The following is a 16,035-nucleotide window of genomic DNA, read 5'->3' on the forward strand; positions in this document are numbered from 1 at the left end:
TCTATTCGGGAACTCCGTCAACCCTTATTAGAGTTGACCCTGCTGTCAACGTGCGGCTTGGGTTTTCTGAAGGATGCCCCTTATATGGTCAATGACGATCACGCGAGGGAGGGCGGCTGTCTGACTGCCTCCAGAAGATAGAATTCCTGTCATTTTTTCTCGTTCCAGGGGTAAGAATCCAGGCAATGATGCCAGATGCCCCATCGCTCATAATCTTCTTTACGAGTTTCCTGGAGAGTGATATATTATTTCAAATCAAGGACAGATTCGCTATCGACATCACAAGCTCGGATAGCCAGTGGATGCGGCTTGAATTGAAAGCCCTGCTGGGCCTCGAGGTAGGCAGTCTCCATTCGAAGTGACGTGTAAAGGGTAGGTGTGCCGGCCGGATTGAACCGACCTCCATGAAGCGCCGCACCATCGCCTGATAATGGAGTGAAAGACCAGCGGGGATTATGAGCCCGGAATACCCGGCCGGTAAACCTCACGCGTAACCGCCGATCGCAATCCGATCCAGGTAGCGCCGGACAGCATCGGCGCGTCCCTCCCGGACGAGCGCCTCGGCAGTCTGATCACCGAAGGAGGGCAGGGGTTGTGACCGGTACCATGCGAAAGCCTGTTGGGCTGAGCCCGCCCATGGCCGGACGCGATTGAGGATCTCGACCATGTCGCGCAGCCTCGCCTGCGTGGCGGGGCGGCCGAGGCGGGCGCTTTTGGAGACGGCGTCACGCGACAGGCCCAGCGTGGCGGCCAGTTCACCCCTCGTGATGTGCAGCATATTGCTCAGCCGTTCCGCCGCGATCAGCCCTGACGGATCGAAGGCGTCGGAGAGGAATGTGGTCTCAGACATGCCCGAGTGCCTCATATATTGACCACGACATAGGATCATATATGGGGCGGGTTGCCTGTGACAAGGATTCCCATTGAATATGCCCATGCGCTTGGCATGGTGACTCTGTCATGCAGCGAGACGGGGTATCTCGCGGTCCACCAATCGCAAGTATCGTTGGTTGTCTTCCCCCGCAACCACCGATTCCCACATTGACGTTTTTGCAAGTCCTTTCAAGGACTTGCCGGACTTTGTGTCCCTCTGATTCACGAACCTCAGCAGCGTTCCCAGCTCGCCATAGAGCGTCGCGAAGATATCGCCGCGCTTGTCGCCGGGTGAGAGAACGATCTTTTCCACCAGCGCGCGGACCGCCTCGGACGCCTCGGCACGGTCTTCCGGCTGGTTCAGGCTCTCGGTCAGACGCTCCACCTTCTTCTTGAACATCGCCGCGACATTCGGGTGAATGTCCAGGGTATCTTCCAGTTCTGAGGAGAGCAGGGCGTTCAGGTCAACCTCGCGGTCACGAAGCTCCTGCATGCGTGCCTTCATATGAAGGTCAAACATCCCGTTCTCGATCGCGGTCATGATGCCGGCGATACCCTTTTCGACTTTCGCCAGTTCGGCCTTCCAGCCGGCGCTGTTGGCGCGGCGTTCATGATTCAGTCGGTTGGTCTCTTCCGTATAGGCTTTCATGGCCGCAGCGGCGGCTTCGGGTGTCATCAGTTTGTGCTTGAGGCCGGCGAGCACGCGTTCTTCAAGATCGGGGCGCAGGATCGTCGCCTTGTTATGGCAGGAGCGGTTGGCGATCCGGTTCGAGCAGGCGTAGCGGTCCTTCTCGCGGAGCGAGTAGGTGCCCCCGCAGACGCCGCAGAAAATCATACCCGAGAACAGGGATTTCGGGCGGCGCATGCCGTTCATCCTGTTTGCGGCCGATGTTCTGACCGCCGCGATGACGTTGACATATTGGGCGGCGATTTTCGCCTGCCTGTCGCGGACGTCCTGCCAGAGCGCATCATCGACGATCTGCAACTCGGGCACTTCGGTGATGATCCATTCAGATTCAGGGTTCAGCCTCGACACCCGCTTACCCGTTGAGGGATCCTTGATATAGCGGAGCCGGTTCCAGACGAGGCGGCCGATATAGAGTTCGTTGTTGACGATACCCGTGCCGCGCTGGACGTGGCCCCGGATCGTGGTGTCGATCCACGGGTTGCCGTTCGGGCCGGGAATGTTCTCGTCGTTGAGGGTACGTGCGATCGCACGTGGGCCGACACCGGCCGCAAAGTCTTTGAAGATGCGGCGGATAATATTGGCCTCGTTTGCGTCAATCTCGCGGTCGCCCCGGATCGGATCGCCTCGTGCGTCCAGCTTCTTGATCACCTTGTAGCCGTAGCACAGGCCGCCACCGGACTTGCCGTCCTCGACCCGACCGCGCAGGCCCCGATGGGTCTTCTGCGCCAGGTCTTTCAGGAAGAGGGCGTTCATTGTGCCCTTGAGGCCGACATGCAGTTCGCTGATCTCGCCTTCGGCCAGGGTAACGATTTTGACCCCTGCAAACTTTAGATGCTTGAACAGGGTGGCGACGTCTGCCTGATCGCGGCTGATGCGGTCCAGCGCTTCGGCCAGCACGACAGTGAATTCGCCACGCTGCGCGTCCTGCAAAAGGGTCTGGATGCCGGGACGCAGGATCATGCTGGATCCGGAGATGCCTGCGTCCTTGTAAGCGCTGGCGACCTTCCATTTTTCGCGTTTGGCGTGCTCGCGGCAGATGCGGAACTGATCTTCGATCGAGGCGGCCCGCTGATTGTCAGAGGAATAGCGGGCATAGAGCGCGACACGGACCATGGCAGGACTCCGGGCATCATCTTCCAAAAAGAGAGGGTGTCAGAGCTTACCTTGCTTCCACCCGCCGGGTGGTAGTCAATTCGTTGGCGTCGCCATCACGTTTTTCGGATAGCCCCTGCTGGATGACGGGTGCGGCGTTGACGGCGCTTCTGACGCTCATAGTCCTCGCGAGCCATCTGGCGACCGATAAGCCGCGCCAGTCGGAGCACGCTGGCATCCGTTATATAAAGGTCGGTTTCCGCGTCGTCGGGAAGAATGATCTCGATCCGCGCCTGCCTGTCTCGTGCGTCCATGACGGTTTCTCCAGACGATACTGGAGCTATTGGACAGGGTTAGGCGTCATGAAAAAGCACAAAATCATACTATGCGGTCATAGGCGGTGTTTGTGTAAGTAATAGGATAGATGAACAAACCTGCAACGGGCAGGCATGGAGGTTGTATGGCGCGGTGAGCCGTGGTTTTTAGTTTCAATAGATGCTGCCGCCAGAAGCGATCAGATAAGAGATGTTGAACCGAACTCCGCGGCGCACGACTGGTTTCGCCTCATGACGGACACGAGAAGCATCATGCTAAATTCTGAAAAGCGGACGTAAGTGTCTGTATCTGCCGAGCTGAAAAAAGCTGAAGAGCGCTGCCAGTGAGGATGGTAGAAATTAAGAGTCGACCGGCCCAGATACTTGCACCGGCTCTATCTTACTCCTAACCCTTTCCGAACCCCGATTTCTCGCTGTCGAGTACCTCCATCTGTTTCGGATCGTAGCGTTCCCCGGCAGCAGACCCTTTTGGAACTGCCTGCTCGATAGCAGCCAGATCGTCAGGCGTCAGCGCAAGATCAAGCGCACCCAGCGCCTCGGAGAGCCGATCGCGTCGGCGGGCTCCTACAAGTGGTACGATGTCGTCACCCTGTGCTGCCACCCAGGCAATTGCGAGTTGGGCCACGCTTGCGCCCTTGGTGGCTGCAATTTCGCGTAATGTCTCCACAAGGGCCAGATTGCGCTCGACATTGCCTTCCTGAAAGCGGGGACTACGAACCCGAAAGTCCCCTGGCCCCTTAGCCCCTTGCCAGTGCCCACTGATTAGACCACGCGCGAGCACGCCATAGGCTGTTATGCCGATGCCAAGTTCACGACAGGCAGGAAGAATTTTGTCCTCGATGCCACGCGAAATCAGCGAATATTCAATCTGAAGGTCACTGATTGGGTGGACGGAAGCCGCGCGCCGGATGGTTTCCGGGCCAACTTCCGAAAGACCGATATGCCGGACATAACCCGCCTGAACCATGTCGGCGATGGCGCCAATCGTATCCTCGATAGGCACAGCCGGGTCCAGCCGTGCAGGCCGGTAGATGTCGACATGATCAAGCCCGAGCCGTTGCAGGGTATAGGCCAGGAAGTTTTTCATGGCAGCAGGCCGTGCGTCGTAGGAGCCCCAGTTGCCACCCGGGTCGCGCATCGCACCAAACTTGACGCTGACGAGGAATCTGTCGCGAGGAATATCCTTGATCGCCTCACCGATCAGCATTTCGTTATGGCCCATGCCATAAAAATCGCCGGTGTCGAGAAGCGTGATCCCAGCGTCCAGCGCGGCATGGATGGTAGCGATGCTTTCTTTCCGATCAGCCGGACCATACATGCCGGACATGCTCATACACCCAAGACCGATTTCGGATACCTGAGGGCCGCTCTTACCAAGTTGCCGCAATTTCATATTTCAGAAAAATCCCTATTTCTTGAAGCAGAACCCTACCACACAGGCTATCTTTCGATAACCTTTCTTCCGTGCAGCTTTTCGTCCTTTGGAACGGAACGAATTTTCCGTTTGATGGAGCAAGCGGACAGGCTGTAGTCGCCTCATGTCGGTAACTAGACGAGATTCGTTCATTTTTGGATAGCGGACATCAGACCATGGTCTGATTACTCTGCACGATACAATCCACTTAGTAGAAATCTCGTTACTAACTTAACAATCTTCTCAAAATGAGATTGTTTGTCTGAAGGCATAGGTCAATGAGCCCTGACATTTCAGGGCTCATTTGTGATGCTTATCGCTCGTGCGCCGGTAAACTAGCGATTAACTTGCTTAGCGAGGGTTCATCTAGCTTCTGCAGAACAGAGGCAAGCGTTACCTCACCGGAAAAACCCGGAGCGAAGTTGGAGCCATACGTCACACGTAGCGTGCGAATCAAAGTATTCCCATGCTTTCGGCTAATAGCACCGTTTTTATCACGATGGCGTTGATCTAAACCAGGCTGCTTCATTTTCTCATGTCCACAATTGTTGAGATCTTTATGTTTTATCGTTCCCTTTGCAATTCAAGGGGGTATGTCCTTGTTTTATTCAATCGAACATTGTGCCGCTATTATCTTGATTGCAGATAAGAATCCGAATCAAAAAAGCTTTCTTTCTGGCAGACTGTTTACGCCTACATTTCCGACATTTTTACTCAAGTTAATTGATCTCGAGAACGGACTGTTTCGTGCTCATGTAGTGAGTGTAGAAATCGTTGCTGAAGAAGCATGTAGGGCTTGGTGTACGATATCTTAAAGACGCTCATCTGGAGCGAAAGTCCACAGTCTTTTAAAATTCCAGAATGCAGTTGGATTGTGATGGGTGAGCATCTAGTATTTTGGCTATCTATACATTTTCCACTTCCGTATTCTAAATTCCATAATAGAGTTCTGATTTTATTTGTTTGTATTTCAGCTATACCGTTATTGCATTGCATGCCTTACGATATTGCATGTCAATATTCGAATATTATATGTTGAATTGGTCGTGAAAATGATGAAAGCTGCAAGAAATAAAATCGTTTTATAAACAAGATCGCAAAGTGAGATGAAAATGGCGAATGTTTACGTTGAAGCACGTCCCAAAGGTCGTCCCGAAGGAAGCCACATTTCTGAATATGTAGTAGAAGATAGCGGAGATAGAGTATTACATGTAGCATCAACTCAAGCATCTGCGATTTCATGGGCAAAAAAACAGGGTTATCACCCACTAGTTGCTAGAGTTCGCCATCTGAATGACAAAAAAAGACCTGATCACTGGCGATCAGTGTAGTATATAAAAGTTATATTATTTACAAAAATCCGTTCTAAAATTTTAATTAATGGCAGATGATGTTAAAACAGGATGCATTTAATTTTGGTTATGTGATCTCTGAGTTATGGCTCAGAGAAAACATTTGTGATCGTTCTTCTGAATTGCCTTTAGATTCTACACAAATCTCTGACAGTAAACAGCCTATACATGACCTTTTGCAAGAGATGATGCAGTTATGTACAGTAACAAATATGGTAGACCGTATTGGTCCCGAGATATCTCGCTTTCAGAAAGCACTTCCAAATTTATCTCTCAAAGATATTGCAAAACGGTGTGACATTCTTAGAGAACGCTTATTAGATGAATTAAAAAAAGAATTTTTTTTTCATGTGCCCGAAGACGCAGTCCCATACTTCAACTTAACTACTCCTTTTGGTGACAATGTCGCAAAAAAATTTCCTACAGCTAAGGACGATTTTCAGCAGGCAGGTAAGTGCCTTTCCCTACAGCAACCTACTGCTTGTGTATTTCATCTAATGAGAGGAATGGAAGCAGCAGTACGTCGACTAGCAAGAAAACTTAATATGACAATTAAGCCACAAACAACATGGCGACAACTGACAGGCAATATGGACACTAAGATAAAGTCTATGCCAGAGACAACCGTAAGAGAAAAAAATAAGAAAAATAATTGGGAAAGTGCCAGAGTCAACTTACACCATCTTGGGTCAGTATTAAGAAACAACACGATGCATCCAGCATCTGTGTATACGCAAGATCAAGCGAAACATATCTTCGAATCTGTTGGTGTTTCAATGAAATCCCTATGTGGACTCTAGTAACTGTATTTAAGTGGTGAATCTATTGCACTTCTTAAATACAGAGGCATTTTTCAGTTACTGTAGTTCATTGGACTTATATCGTTTCGGCAAGTACGTAAGTGCAGGAGCGACCGATATGAGGCGTGAAGCTATAATTTATTGCAGATCACATAAATGACCGCATTCTTCCTCCCGCATTCCGGAAGCGGACAGACCGTACCCCCCCCCCTGAACTGCCTGTCTGTTCTACGATGTAGGACCAGACAGGCGGCAGTCGCCTCATATCGGTCATACGCTCTCCGAAAGGGTGGCTCCGCATAGCAGACACAAGTAGGCCTCCGCAAAAGATGCAGATATCTTTTTCATGTACCGCAGACTGGAAGAACACGTTTTCCAGACGAACATAACTTTTGTCCGAATCTGACGCTATTGATCGAATACGGGCAACTTCGCCTCGTCAACCTTAGCTTTTGGGTATCGTCTAGGGGAGACAGGTGCCGCATCAGCGGATAGATTAGCTGGCTCTGACGCTCTTCTTGGTGGAACAATGTCTGATTCTGAGCATTTGCGCGATTTAAAAACGGTATGGGGTGACTCCTGTCACTCAATGTGGGCAGAATTGCTTTCCATCTCGATTGCTGAGAACATGGTGCGAACTCGCTACGCCGAGATCGAAAGCTCTGCGTGTCTAGACGAAATCGTCTATGCACCTGAAGTTAAGGGCAGATTTGGGAATCTTACCAAGGACGAGTATCTTGAGCGCGTGCCGAAGTACAAGGATGCGGTGATTACTAACAGAGTGATCATTCTGTCAGCGTCCTTCGAGCTTTATTTAAACAATTTTGTAGAGGCCTATCTTGCGGCACGCCCGAAATTCTACGATCAGGGCACCGGCGCGCGGACAACAGCAGGAGATAAAATATATGGTGAAGTTATGAAAGTCCGCGGCCTGAACGCACGTATTAAAAAAATGGCTGAAAAAATACCCTTCAAGATCAAATCACTCAACACCGGCCTCGATTACGTCGATGACGTATATATGTTGCGTAATGTCCTGGCACATCGGGCTGGCCAAGTGGATGACTACGCAGCTCAAAACATCAAACACATCTCGTTCCGGCCGGGAGATCGCGTCGTCATCACCGCTGAGCAGATGATGGCGTTGGCGGCCCCAGTCATCAAGGTCGCCGAGGGATTGGATCATAAGCTAACTTAGCTTTGATACCGTACGGTGGTTGTACGGTGATCGGCGGCAATATCGGGCCATAAGGGGGCAATCGGCGGTGTTTGGCGGACCAAGTGGGTTTCAAACACTTATATTGAATCGATCGGTGGGCATTTAACTGCTTCGTGAGAAAATAGCGAATTCCAGAAAGTGTCATGAAAGGACAGGAGTAGGATGAAAGCCCCCGCGAGGGTCGTCCACTTAAATGGTTGGTTTTACCGATCGTTCTAGGCAAAGCCGAGGTTCCGTTCCCCCCCTGATTTGTCTATCGGCTCAGTGATGTAGCAGCAGACACGCAGCAGTCGCCTCATAGCAGGCATAAAATATGACGTTTGTGCTTTTGCAAAATAGACCTTGCCGAAGAAAAGGGAGTAAGCATAATATAATTTTATCTAGTTCTAATCATATTGTTTTTTGATTATCATTCGGGGTTCATTATCAGTTATGAGTATGATCGATCATTTCACTGAAGAACAACTAGAAATGACACGTGAAGGAGTTCACAAACGCGGTGAATTTATACAAAGGTATTCAGGCATAGAATATTCGATAACGCACTTTCTTGCTGCAGTAACTAGGCATCCAGCCTATTCGAGCGTTGGAGAATTAGGATATTCTGTAAGAAAAAAAGAAAAACAGTTTGAAAAAATAATTTCTATGCCTGGCCCAGTAGAGGGTTATAATTCTAATCTAAAGGAAATGTACGATGCGTTCGCTTCCTTAAATGAATATAGGAAGTTCATAGTGCATGGAATTATGATCGGCCGCAATCTATCTGGCAAACCTGTCTGTTTTTTTTCATTTTATACCCATGTAAATGGAGTTCCACACGCTAGCAGCCTCGAATTATCAATTTCTGAGTTCGACAATATAATTGAGCGCGCGCATATATTGTCCCTTAAAGCATCGAAGGTAGTCCCGGACATTGTCACCGTGTTGATGAATGATAGCGATTATCCTTCAGAATAAGAGCGTCTTTCAAAAACCCTTGTACTTCGGTGCAGAATGCGGGATATGGTTTCATGGCCTCACCTCTCGTTTCCGACGTCTCACCGTCCGCTACGAAAGAAGGGTCGATATCCGCCTCGCCTTCATACTGATCGCATGCTCACTCCTCTGCTTCAGAACTCTCACAACATGGTTTTGAAAGGCACTCTTATCTGTATGCGGCCCACAGCTGACATTCCGTTTACCCCCCCATTGCCGTCGTTTCCTGCCGGGAAAAGGTTGCGGATTTTGGGCGGGTCTGGGGCCTTCAGAGTCAGAGGGCTGCGCGGATTTTCGTGACGGGTTGAGAGGGTAGGAGAGAGTCTCCTGTCCGCCCGTCATGGAGTTTTTCGCCATGGCGACCGCTATTCCCAAAATCATCCTGAGTTCGTCCTGTGACATCCCGTTCAACCGGCTGGTGCTGTCCCAGTCCAACGTCCGGCGTGTGAAGTCCGGCCTGTCGATCGAGGAACTGGCCCGCGACATCGAGCGCCGCGGGCTGCTGCAGAGCCTGAACGTCCGTCCCGTCCTTGACGGCGAAGGGGCCAAGACCGGCAGCTATGAAGTGCCCGCCGGTGGGCGTCGTTTCCGTGCTCTTGAATTGCTGGTGAAGCAGAAAAAACTGGCGAAGACTGCCCCGGTGCCGTGCGTGGTGCGCGAGGTTGGATCGGCCATTCTCGCCGAGGATGATTCCCTGGCCGAAAACGTCCAGCGCGTGGCCTTGCACCCGCTGGATCAGTTTCGCGCCTTCCGTGACATGCTGGAGAAAGGCATGTCCGAGGAGGAAATCGCCGCCGCGTTCTTCGTCGCACCGGCTGTGGTCAAACAGCGCCTGCGGCTGATGACCGTGTCCGACAAACTGCTGGATGTATATGGGCAGGATGGCATGAAGCTGGAACAGCTGATGGCCCTTTCCATCAGCGATGACCATGCACGCCAGGAACAGGTCTGGGACATCGTATCCCAGAGCCATAACCGTGAACCCTATGTCATCCGCCGCATGCTGACGGAAAAGACCGTGCGGGCCTCGGATCGTCGCGTACGCTTTGTCGGACTGGACGCCTATCTCGCGGCCGGTGGTCCTATCATGCGCGACCTGTTCGAAGCCGATGATGGTGGCTGGCTGCAGGATCCCGCCATTCTGGATCGGCTGGTCATGGAAAAGCTGCACGCAGCCGCAGAAGATATCCGCGCTGAGGGCTGGAAATGGGTTGAGACGGCCCTGTCGTTCCCATGGGGACATACCCGGCAGTTCGCAGAGATCGATGGCACGGAAGTGCCCCTGACCGAGGACGAAAAGGCCCGTCTCGAAGCCTTGCGTGCCGAGCAGGAAGCCATCGAGGCTGAATACGCCCAGGCCGATGAATATCCGGACGAGGTGGATGCGCGGCTCGGCGAGATCGAACAGGCCATCCTTGCCCTGGAAGAACGGCCTCTCGCATTCGGTCCTGCCGACATGGCGCGGGCCGGCGTCTTCGTCAGCCTTGCCAGCAACGGCATGCTGCAGGTCGAGCGGGGCTTCGTGCTGCCCGAGGACATGCCGAGTGAGCCGGAAGCGACCGATGATGCGGGCAGCGCCGATCAATACGATCGCCCTGCATATGATGGGCAGGAGTACGGTAGCACAGGCCATGGTTATCAGGAGGGCGATAGCATTGCTCCGGACGTCGAGCCCGAGGAGGAAGACGGCATCAAGCCACTGCCTGACCGGCTGCTCACCGAACTGACGGCCTGGCGCACGCTGGCCCTGCGGGACGCGTTTGCCAGCAACCCGCACATCGCGCTGACCGAAATGCTGCATACGCTGGTGCGCGATGTTTACTGGCAGACATCAGGTGCGGACTGCCTTGAAGCCTATGTCCGCGAAATCCCGCTGCCGGTCCATTCGCCGGATATGCCGGGCAGTGTGCCCGCCCACGCTCTGCGCCAGCGCAATGAGGGCTGGAAGCACGATCTACCGGATGACGAGGATGCGCTGTGGCGGTGGATCGACGCGCTGGACGATGCCAGCCGCATGGCGCTGCTGGCGCATTGCCTGTCCTTCGGCATCAACGCGCTCTACGAGCGCATGCCCGCCTACGGCGCGGTGTCCCAGCGCAGCGTGACCGAGCGCTTCAAGCGGGCCGATCGACTGGCGTCAGCCCTCAGCCTCGATCTGGTCGAGGCGGGCTGGCAGCCCACGGTTGAGAACTATCTCGGGCGCGTTACCAAGGCGCGCATCCTGCAGGCCGTGCGGGAGGCACGCGGCGACGAGACGGCAGAGCGCATCGCCCACATGACAAAGCCCGACATGGCCCGCGAGGCCGAGCGTCTGCTCGATGGTTCGGGCTGGTTGCCCGAGGCGTTGCGGACTGTAGGGCGACCGGATGACACCCCTGCCAAAATGCAGGGAGCAGGCGCCGGTGTGGAGGCCATCGCCGCCGAGTAACCCTTATGAGGTCTGGAACTTTGAGACAGCGGCTTCCGGTGCCCGGAAGCCGCTTTTTTCATGTTCGGTGTCCCGGAAAGAGGGAGAGGGCGGCTTCGCCTTTTGTGCCGAATAACCGGCATCAGAGGAGAGTTTTCCATGACCACGACCACTATCCTGCCCCCTGCATCCCGTGGCGCCGCATCCAGCGGCTTCCGGATTGATCCCTCCCGTGGCGAACGGAGCGCCCGCGTCTCGTCCGAATGGTTCTCGCGCCCCGACGACGAGCGGTATCTCTCGCTGTCAGATCTGCACGCCGCGACCCTGGCGCGCGCGGAGCGGGCCACTGCACGCACCGTCGAAAGCCGTGCTATTCGCGTGGAGGCCTCGCGCGACAATGCCGAGCGCCTGACCCTGACCGTGCCAGGGCAGAATGACCCGATCGCGCCCACCCACTGGTCGTTTGGCCAGATGTGCAGCCTTGTCGGTGCCCCTTCGTCGTACCTGCGCAATCTTCCTGCACCACTGGCGGCGATCAACCTGCAGCACGGCCTGCTGTCGCACCGCGTCGAACTGGTGAAAACGCTGGAGACCGAGGACGGCCGCGTCGAACTGCGTGCCGTAACCGGTCCCGATTACGGTCGCATCTGGGACCATGAACTGGTCGGTGCGGTGCGGAAAATTGCCGGTGACGGCACAGGCGATACCAACTGGAAGGTACCGGGTGTTATCGACTGGGCCACCATGACCCATAATCCCTATGTCGACATCACCAGGGAAACCACCACGCTCTATGCCTCAGATAGGGACGTTTTTTTATTCCTCGTGGATGATACACACCCGATCGAGGCCGGGCGTCTGCCCAATGGCGACCCCGATCTCTATTTCCGGGGTTTCTACGCCTGGAATTCAGAAGTTGGCAGCAAAAGCCTCGGTATTGCGTCATTCTATCTGCGCGGAGTGTGCCAGAATCGCATGCTCTGGGGCGTGGAGAATTTCGAACAGATCACGATCCGGCATAGCAAGTTCGCCGCCTCGCGTTTTGTGCATCAGGCCACACCGGCCCTGCGAAATTTCGCCACGGCCAGTCCGACCTCGTTCGTCTCGGGCATTCAGGCCTCGCGCAAAGCGCTGGTGGCCAGAACCGATGACGATCGGGAAACCTTCCTGCGTCGTCGCGGGTTCTCTAAACCGGAAACCACGAAGATCATCGAAACGGTCTTGCATGAGGAAGGGCGCAAGCCTGAGAGCGTGTTCGATTTCGTGCAGGGAATTACGGCACTGGCCCGCACCAAGACCAATCAGGACACGCGGCTGGATCTGGAGGGCAGGGCACGAAAGCTGATGGAGAAGGTCGGATGAACGCGCCCGTCATCAGAAAGTGGCTTGATGGGGAAGGGGCGGCGGACAGGGTCCGCCGCCTTTTGCCTGTCGGCAGGTCAGTCGTTCAGGCTGTCTTTCAGCGCCTTGGCTGGTGTGAAGGCCAGCTTGCGCGAGGCCGCGATCTGGATGGTCGCACCCGTGGCCGGGTTGCGGCCTTCGCGGGCGGCGACTTCCCTGACCTTGAACTTGCCGAAGTTCGGCAGGGTGATTTCATCACCGGCCCTGGCGGCGGCGGTCATCGCTTCGATCAGGGTGTCCAGCACCTTGCGGGTATCGGTTTTGCTCGTGTCGGTGGTGGTGGCGATATGATCGACCAGATCGGCAATCTTCATGGGACTATCCTTTTGCATTCGGGCCTGTGCCCGTTGCCTCTGCCGTTACGGGGGAATCATGGCGGCATCAAGCCTGCAGGGAGGGTGAGATGACAGATGCGCAGTCACGGGATGCTGGCGATCTGGCCCGCAGGCTGGCCGAAAACGCCGAGGCGGTCTGCCGCCATTACCTCTCGGCCGGGCGGCGGCACGGCAATTACTGGCTGGTCGGTGACGCCCACAACACGCCAGGGCGGTCGCTCTATGTCCGCCTGCATGGTGGACCGGACGGACGTGGCCGTGCGGGCAAATGGACGGATGGCGCGACAGGACAGCACGGCGATCTGCTCGATATCATCCGTGAAAGCCTCGGGCTGCTGGATTTCCGTGATGTTGCCAACGAGGCCCGGCGCTTTCTCTGCCTGCCGCACTCCGAGCCACGATCGGCCCCTGATCGCGGCCGTTCCCATGCGTTCAGCCACGATACTTCGGGGCAGGCATCTGGCACTGCAGACGCCGCACGTCGGCTCTGGGCCATGTCCCGCCCGCTTGCGGGCACACTGGCGGAAACCTGGCTGCGCCATCGTGACCTGACGCGCCTGGCGGACCTGTCATCCCTGCGTTTCCACCCCGACTGCTACTATCGCGCCGATACCGACAGCCCGACCGAGACCTGGCCCGCGCTGATTGCCGCCGTCACTGATCTTGATGGCCGCGTTACCGGGGTCCATCGCACCTGGCTGGCGCGGGACGGACGCGGCAAGGCCCCCGTCGCCATGCCCCGTCGGGCCATGGGCGACCTGCTTGGCAATGCCGTGCGCTTTGGCGCGGTGTCCGACGTGCTGGCGGCAGGCGAGGGGATCGAGACGGTGCTGTCGCTCAACGAAGTCATGCCCGATCTGTCACTGGCCGCGTGCCTGTCCTCGGCGCATCTCGCCGCCATGGCGTTTCCGCCCACGCTGCGCCGCCTCTATGTGATGCGCGATGACGATCCGGCCGGGGAACATGCGGTGACGACCCTGCAGACCCGGACGCAGGAGGCCGGGATCGAGTGCCTCGTGCTGTCACCGCGTCTGGCGGACTTCAACGATGATCTCCGCTATCTCGGGCGCGGGGCGATGCGAGCGATCCTGCATCCCCAGCTTGCCCCGCAGGACGTAGCACGGTTCCTGCATCCGGTCACGCACTGAGGCGGGCCGGGAAGAGGGTGTGAGATTCGTCTTCTTTCCGGTGTGGCGTTGCGTTGTCCTGTATCCGGATGAGGCGCGCCCGCAGCCTTTTCTGGAGGGGAGCGGGCGTCAGTCAGGCCGGGCCTTCAATGGCGGAGACGGCTATTTTCCGCCGCGCGTGCCGCGCTTTGCATCGCGAAGCAAAATAGCCGTCTCCCTGCCATCCTTCACTGCGTTCCGGCCGCGCGTTGCGCGGTTCCGGCCCGGCCTTCGTCTGCCGCTATCCGCCCCCGGAAAGGCCGCGAGGGGCGCGGCCAGAACCGGAGGACAGACCCATGACCCGCACACAGGACGATTTCGAACCCGCCCACGCCACCTCTTCCACCGCCCATGTGCTGGCGGAACTCCAGCTTTACGGCCACCGTCCTTTCGAGGATGAGCCGGACGCGAGGCCGCTGCCCCACGCCAGCCAGATCGAGGGTGCGGTTGCCGATATCTTCGACGCGCTGTCCGCCACGCTGACCGACACGCGACTTGAACCCGATCTCGAACCGTTGCTCTGGTCCACCGTCAATGTCTTTCACCGCATGGTCGGGCAGGTGGAGCGTGATCTTGACCGCAACGAGCAGGCGCAGAAACGCAGCCAGCAGGAACAGGATGGCAGTGAGATCCGCTCGGTGGAACTGGAACGCCTCATCGCCGAGGGGCTGACACTGCTGGAGCGACGCAACGCTTACGAGATATTCCGCGACCTCGCCTGCGACCAGTTCGAACGCCTGACAATGTCGCCCTGGCGGCCACGCTCCGGCTCGCTGGTTAGTCGCAGCACCCTGACGGCATCCATGATCGACAGCCGTGATTTCCTCAACGCCCGCAGGAAAGCTGAAACGGAGCTGCTGGTGCCGGCTGGCCCCAAGGTCGCGGTCACCGGCGGGCTCGACTACGAGGACCATCTCCTGATCTGGAACCGTCTGGACAAGGTGCGCGAGAAGCATCCCGACATGGTGCTGCTACATGGCGGCTCGCCCAAGGGCGCGGAATTCATCGCCTCCCGCTGGGCTGATCACCGCGAAATTCCGCAGATTGCCTTCAAACCCGACTGGAACCAGCATGGCAAGGCAGCCCCGTTCCGGCGTAACGACGCCCTGCTGAAAGTCCTGCCCGTCGGCGTCATGGTGTTTCCGGGATCGGGCATACAGGACAATCTGGCCGACAAGGCCAAGCAGATGGGTATTCCCGTGTGGAAGTTCCAGAAAGGGGGTGGCGCGTGAGCGCCATTCCCATGACTGCATCATGAAAGCGGCCTGACAGCTGCTGCCAGATGCCTGGGCCGCAATGACGTCGGGCTCCCCAGACGCTGCGCACCTGATGGCGGGAAGTACGTTCGCCCGTCATCCGGAAGGCCCCGCCCGGAGAACCGGCGGGACGGAGTTCGATGGCAGCCCCGTGCGTCTGCGGGGACGGTCCATGGGGATGAAAAGCCCGCGCCAACCCCATCGGTGAAAGGGCCGGGACGGCAGGCAGCGAACGAGGGATCATCCGGCCCGCTTTGAAAGGATGCGCCTGTGCCGGGAGCGGGGGCCTGTCGCACTGCACGGGCAACCCTGCCCATGAGCGGGTGAAAAGGGGGCGTAACATCAAAGACGGCAAAAACGACCACCAGACGGGGCCAGTTTACAACAGTGGCAGCGTGACAGTCTCGCGCCAGATCGCATCGTCCCCACCTGACGGACCGGTCATGCCGGCATCGTCTCTCCATGGGGCTGGCGGGTTCGCACACCATGGCCTCTGTCGGATGGCTGATCTAGCCGAAGACCGGCTGCGCCTCGATCGGCTGGCCGCAACGGCGTTCCAGAACTTTCTTCCCCTGGCGGCTGCGCCGCCATTCCTCGCGAAACAAGAAAGTTCCGGCCCTGCCGTCCTCCGCTGCGCTGCGGCCCTGAAGGGTGCTCTGCCGCTCGCCTCCGGCTGGTCGATCGCCATCGAGGCCACGGTGGTCGCGGCCCGATAACAGCAT

Annotated in this window: 14 protein-coding genes; 8 read left to right on the forward strand and 6 right to left on the reverse strand. The window is 56.4% G+C overall.

The genetic code is table 11. From position 1 onward, the window contains the following. Positions 1 to 245: 245 nt before the first annotated feature. From ACMAUO_RS19055 to ACMAUO_RS19075, 5 genes are all read right to left on the reverse strand, one after another. The gene (locus ACMAUO_RS19055) at positions 246 to 488 is read right to left on the reverse strand and encodes an RES family NAD+ phosphorylase (protein WP_420358479.1); all 243 of its coding nucleotides are present in this window, start codon (positions 486 to 488) and stop codon (positions 246 to 248) included. Then, positions 485 to 850, reverse strand: a complete 366-nt coding sequence (locus tag ACMAUO_RS19060) for an antitoxin Xre/MbcA/ParS toxin-binding domain-containing protein (protein WP_420358480.1) — start codon at positions 848 to 850, stop codon at positions 485 to 487. Before ACMAUO_RS19060 ends, ACMAUO_RS19055 begins: the two co-directional genes overlap by 4 nt. Before the next feature lie 108 nt (positions 851 to 958). Further along, positions 959 to 2,674 (reverse strand): recombinase family protein, encoded by a 1,716-nt coding sequence (locus tag ACMAUO_RS19065; protein ID WP_420358481.1) that lies wholly within the window; start codon positions 2,672 to 2,674, stop codon positions 959 to 961. A gap of 95 nt (positions 2,675 to 2,769) precedes the next feature. Further along, positions 2,770 to 2,967 (reverse strand): hypothetical protein, encoded by a 198-nt coding sequence (locus tag ACMAUO_RS19070; RefSeq protein ID WP_420358482.1) that lies wholly within the window; start codon positions 2,965 to 2,967, stop codon positions 2,770 to 2,772. A 406-nt stretch (positions 2,968 to 3,373) separates the two neighbouring features. After that, positions 3,374 to 4,381 carry an aldo/keto reductase gene (locus ACMAUO_RS19075; protein ID WP_420358483.1) on the reverse strand — a complete coding sequence of 336 codons (1,008 nt, stop codon included), beginning with the start codon at positions 4,379 to 4,381 and terminating at the stop codon, positions 3,374 to 3,376. 1,408 nt (positions 4,382 to 5,789) lie between these two features. Here ACMAUO_RS19075 and ACMAUO_RS19080 point away from each other — a divergent pair. From ACMAUO_RS19080 to ACMAUO_RS19100, 5 genes are all read left to right on the forward strand, one after another. Beyond that, entirely contained in the window at positions 5,790 to 6,554 is a 765-nt protein-coding gene (locus ACMAUO_RS19080) for a hypothetical protein (protein WP_420358484.1), read from the forward strand. Positions 6,555 to 7,083: 529 nt separating this feature from the next. Then, positions 7,084 to 7,752, forward strand: coding sequence for a hypothetical protein (locus ACMAUO_RS19085; RefSeq protein ID WP_420358485.1), 669 nt, complete (start codon positions 7,084 to 7,086; stop codon positions 7,750 to 7,752). A gap of 453 nt (positions 7,753 to 8,205) precedes the next feature. Next, positions 8,206 to 8,730: a hypothetical protein gene (locus ACMAUO_RS19090; protein WP_420358486.1), complete on the forward strand. Its 525-nt coding sequence runs from the start codon at positions 8,206 to 8,208 to the stop codon at positions 8,728 to 8,730. Between the two features lie 373 nt (positions 8,731 to 9,103). Then, positions 9,104 to 11,176 (forward strand): ParB/RepB/Spo0J family partition protein, encoded by a 2,073-nt coding sequence (locus tag ACMAUO_RS19095; RefSeq protein WP_420358487.1) that lies wholly within the window; start codon positions 9,104 to 9,106, stop codon positions 11,174 to 11,176. Positions 11,177 to 11,314: 138 nt separating this feature from the next. Beyond that, positions 11,315 to 12,517 carry a DUF932 domain-containing protein gene (locus tag ACMAUO_RS19100; protein ID WP_420358488.1) on the forward strand — a complete coding sequence of 401 codons (1,203 nt, stop codon included), beginning with the start codon at positions 11,315 to 11,317 and terminating at the stop codon, positions 12,515 to 12,517. 77 nt (positions 12,518 to 12,594) lie between these two features. On the opposite strand, the gene ACMAUO_RS19105 is transcribed toward ACMAUO_RS19100, so the two are convergent. Further along, the gene (locus ACMAUO_RS19105) at positions 12,595 to 12,870 is read right to left on the reverse strand and encodes an HU family DNA-binding protein (RefSeq protein ID WP_420358489.1); all 276 of its coding nucleotides are present in this window, start codon (positions 12,868 to 12,870) and stop codon (positions 12,595 to 12,597) included. Positions 12,871 to 12,959: 89 nt separating this feature from the next. Here ACMAUO_RS19105 and ACMAUO_RS19110 point away from each other — a divergent pair, with 89 nt between their 5' ends. The 3 genes from ACMAUO_RS19110 (at position 12,960) to ACMAUO_RS19120 (ending at position 16,029) form a co-directional block, all read left to right on the forward strand. After that, positions 12,960 to 14,039 carry a DUF7146 domain-containing protein gene (locus ACMAUO_RS19110; protein ID WP_420358490.1) on the forward strand — a complete coding sequence of 360 codons (1,080 nt, stop codon included), beginning with the start codon at positions 12,960 to 12,962 and terminating at the stop codon, positions 14,037 to 14,039. A gap of 314 nt (positions 14,040 to 14,353) precedes the next feature. Further along, the gene (locus tag ACMAUO_RS19115; RefSeq protein ID WP_420358491.1) at positions 14,354 to 15,289 is read left to right on the forward strand and encodes a DUF2493 domain-containing protein; all 936 of its coding nucleotides are present in this window, start codon (positions 14,354 to 14,356) and stop codon (positions 15,287 to 15,289) included. A 524-nt stretch (positions 15,290 to 15,813) separates the two neighbouring features. Then, positions 15,814 to 16,029 (forward strand): hypothetical protein, encoded by a 216-nt coding sequence (locus ACMAUO_RS19120; RefSeq protein ID WP_420358492.1) that lies wholly within the window; start codon positions 15,814 to 15,816, stop codon positions 16,027 to 16,029. Positions 16,030 to 16,035 lie beyond the last annotated feature (6 nt).

It is taken from the genome of Gluconacetobacter brunescens, assembly GCF_048695475.1.
GTDB lineage: Bacteria > Pseudomonadota > Alphaproteobacteria > Acetobacterales > Acetobacteraceae > Gluconacetobacter.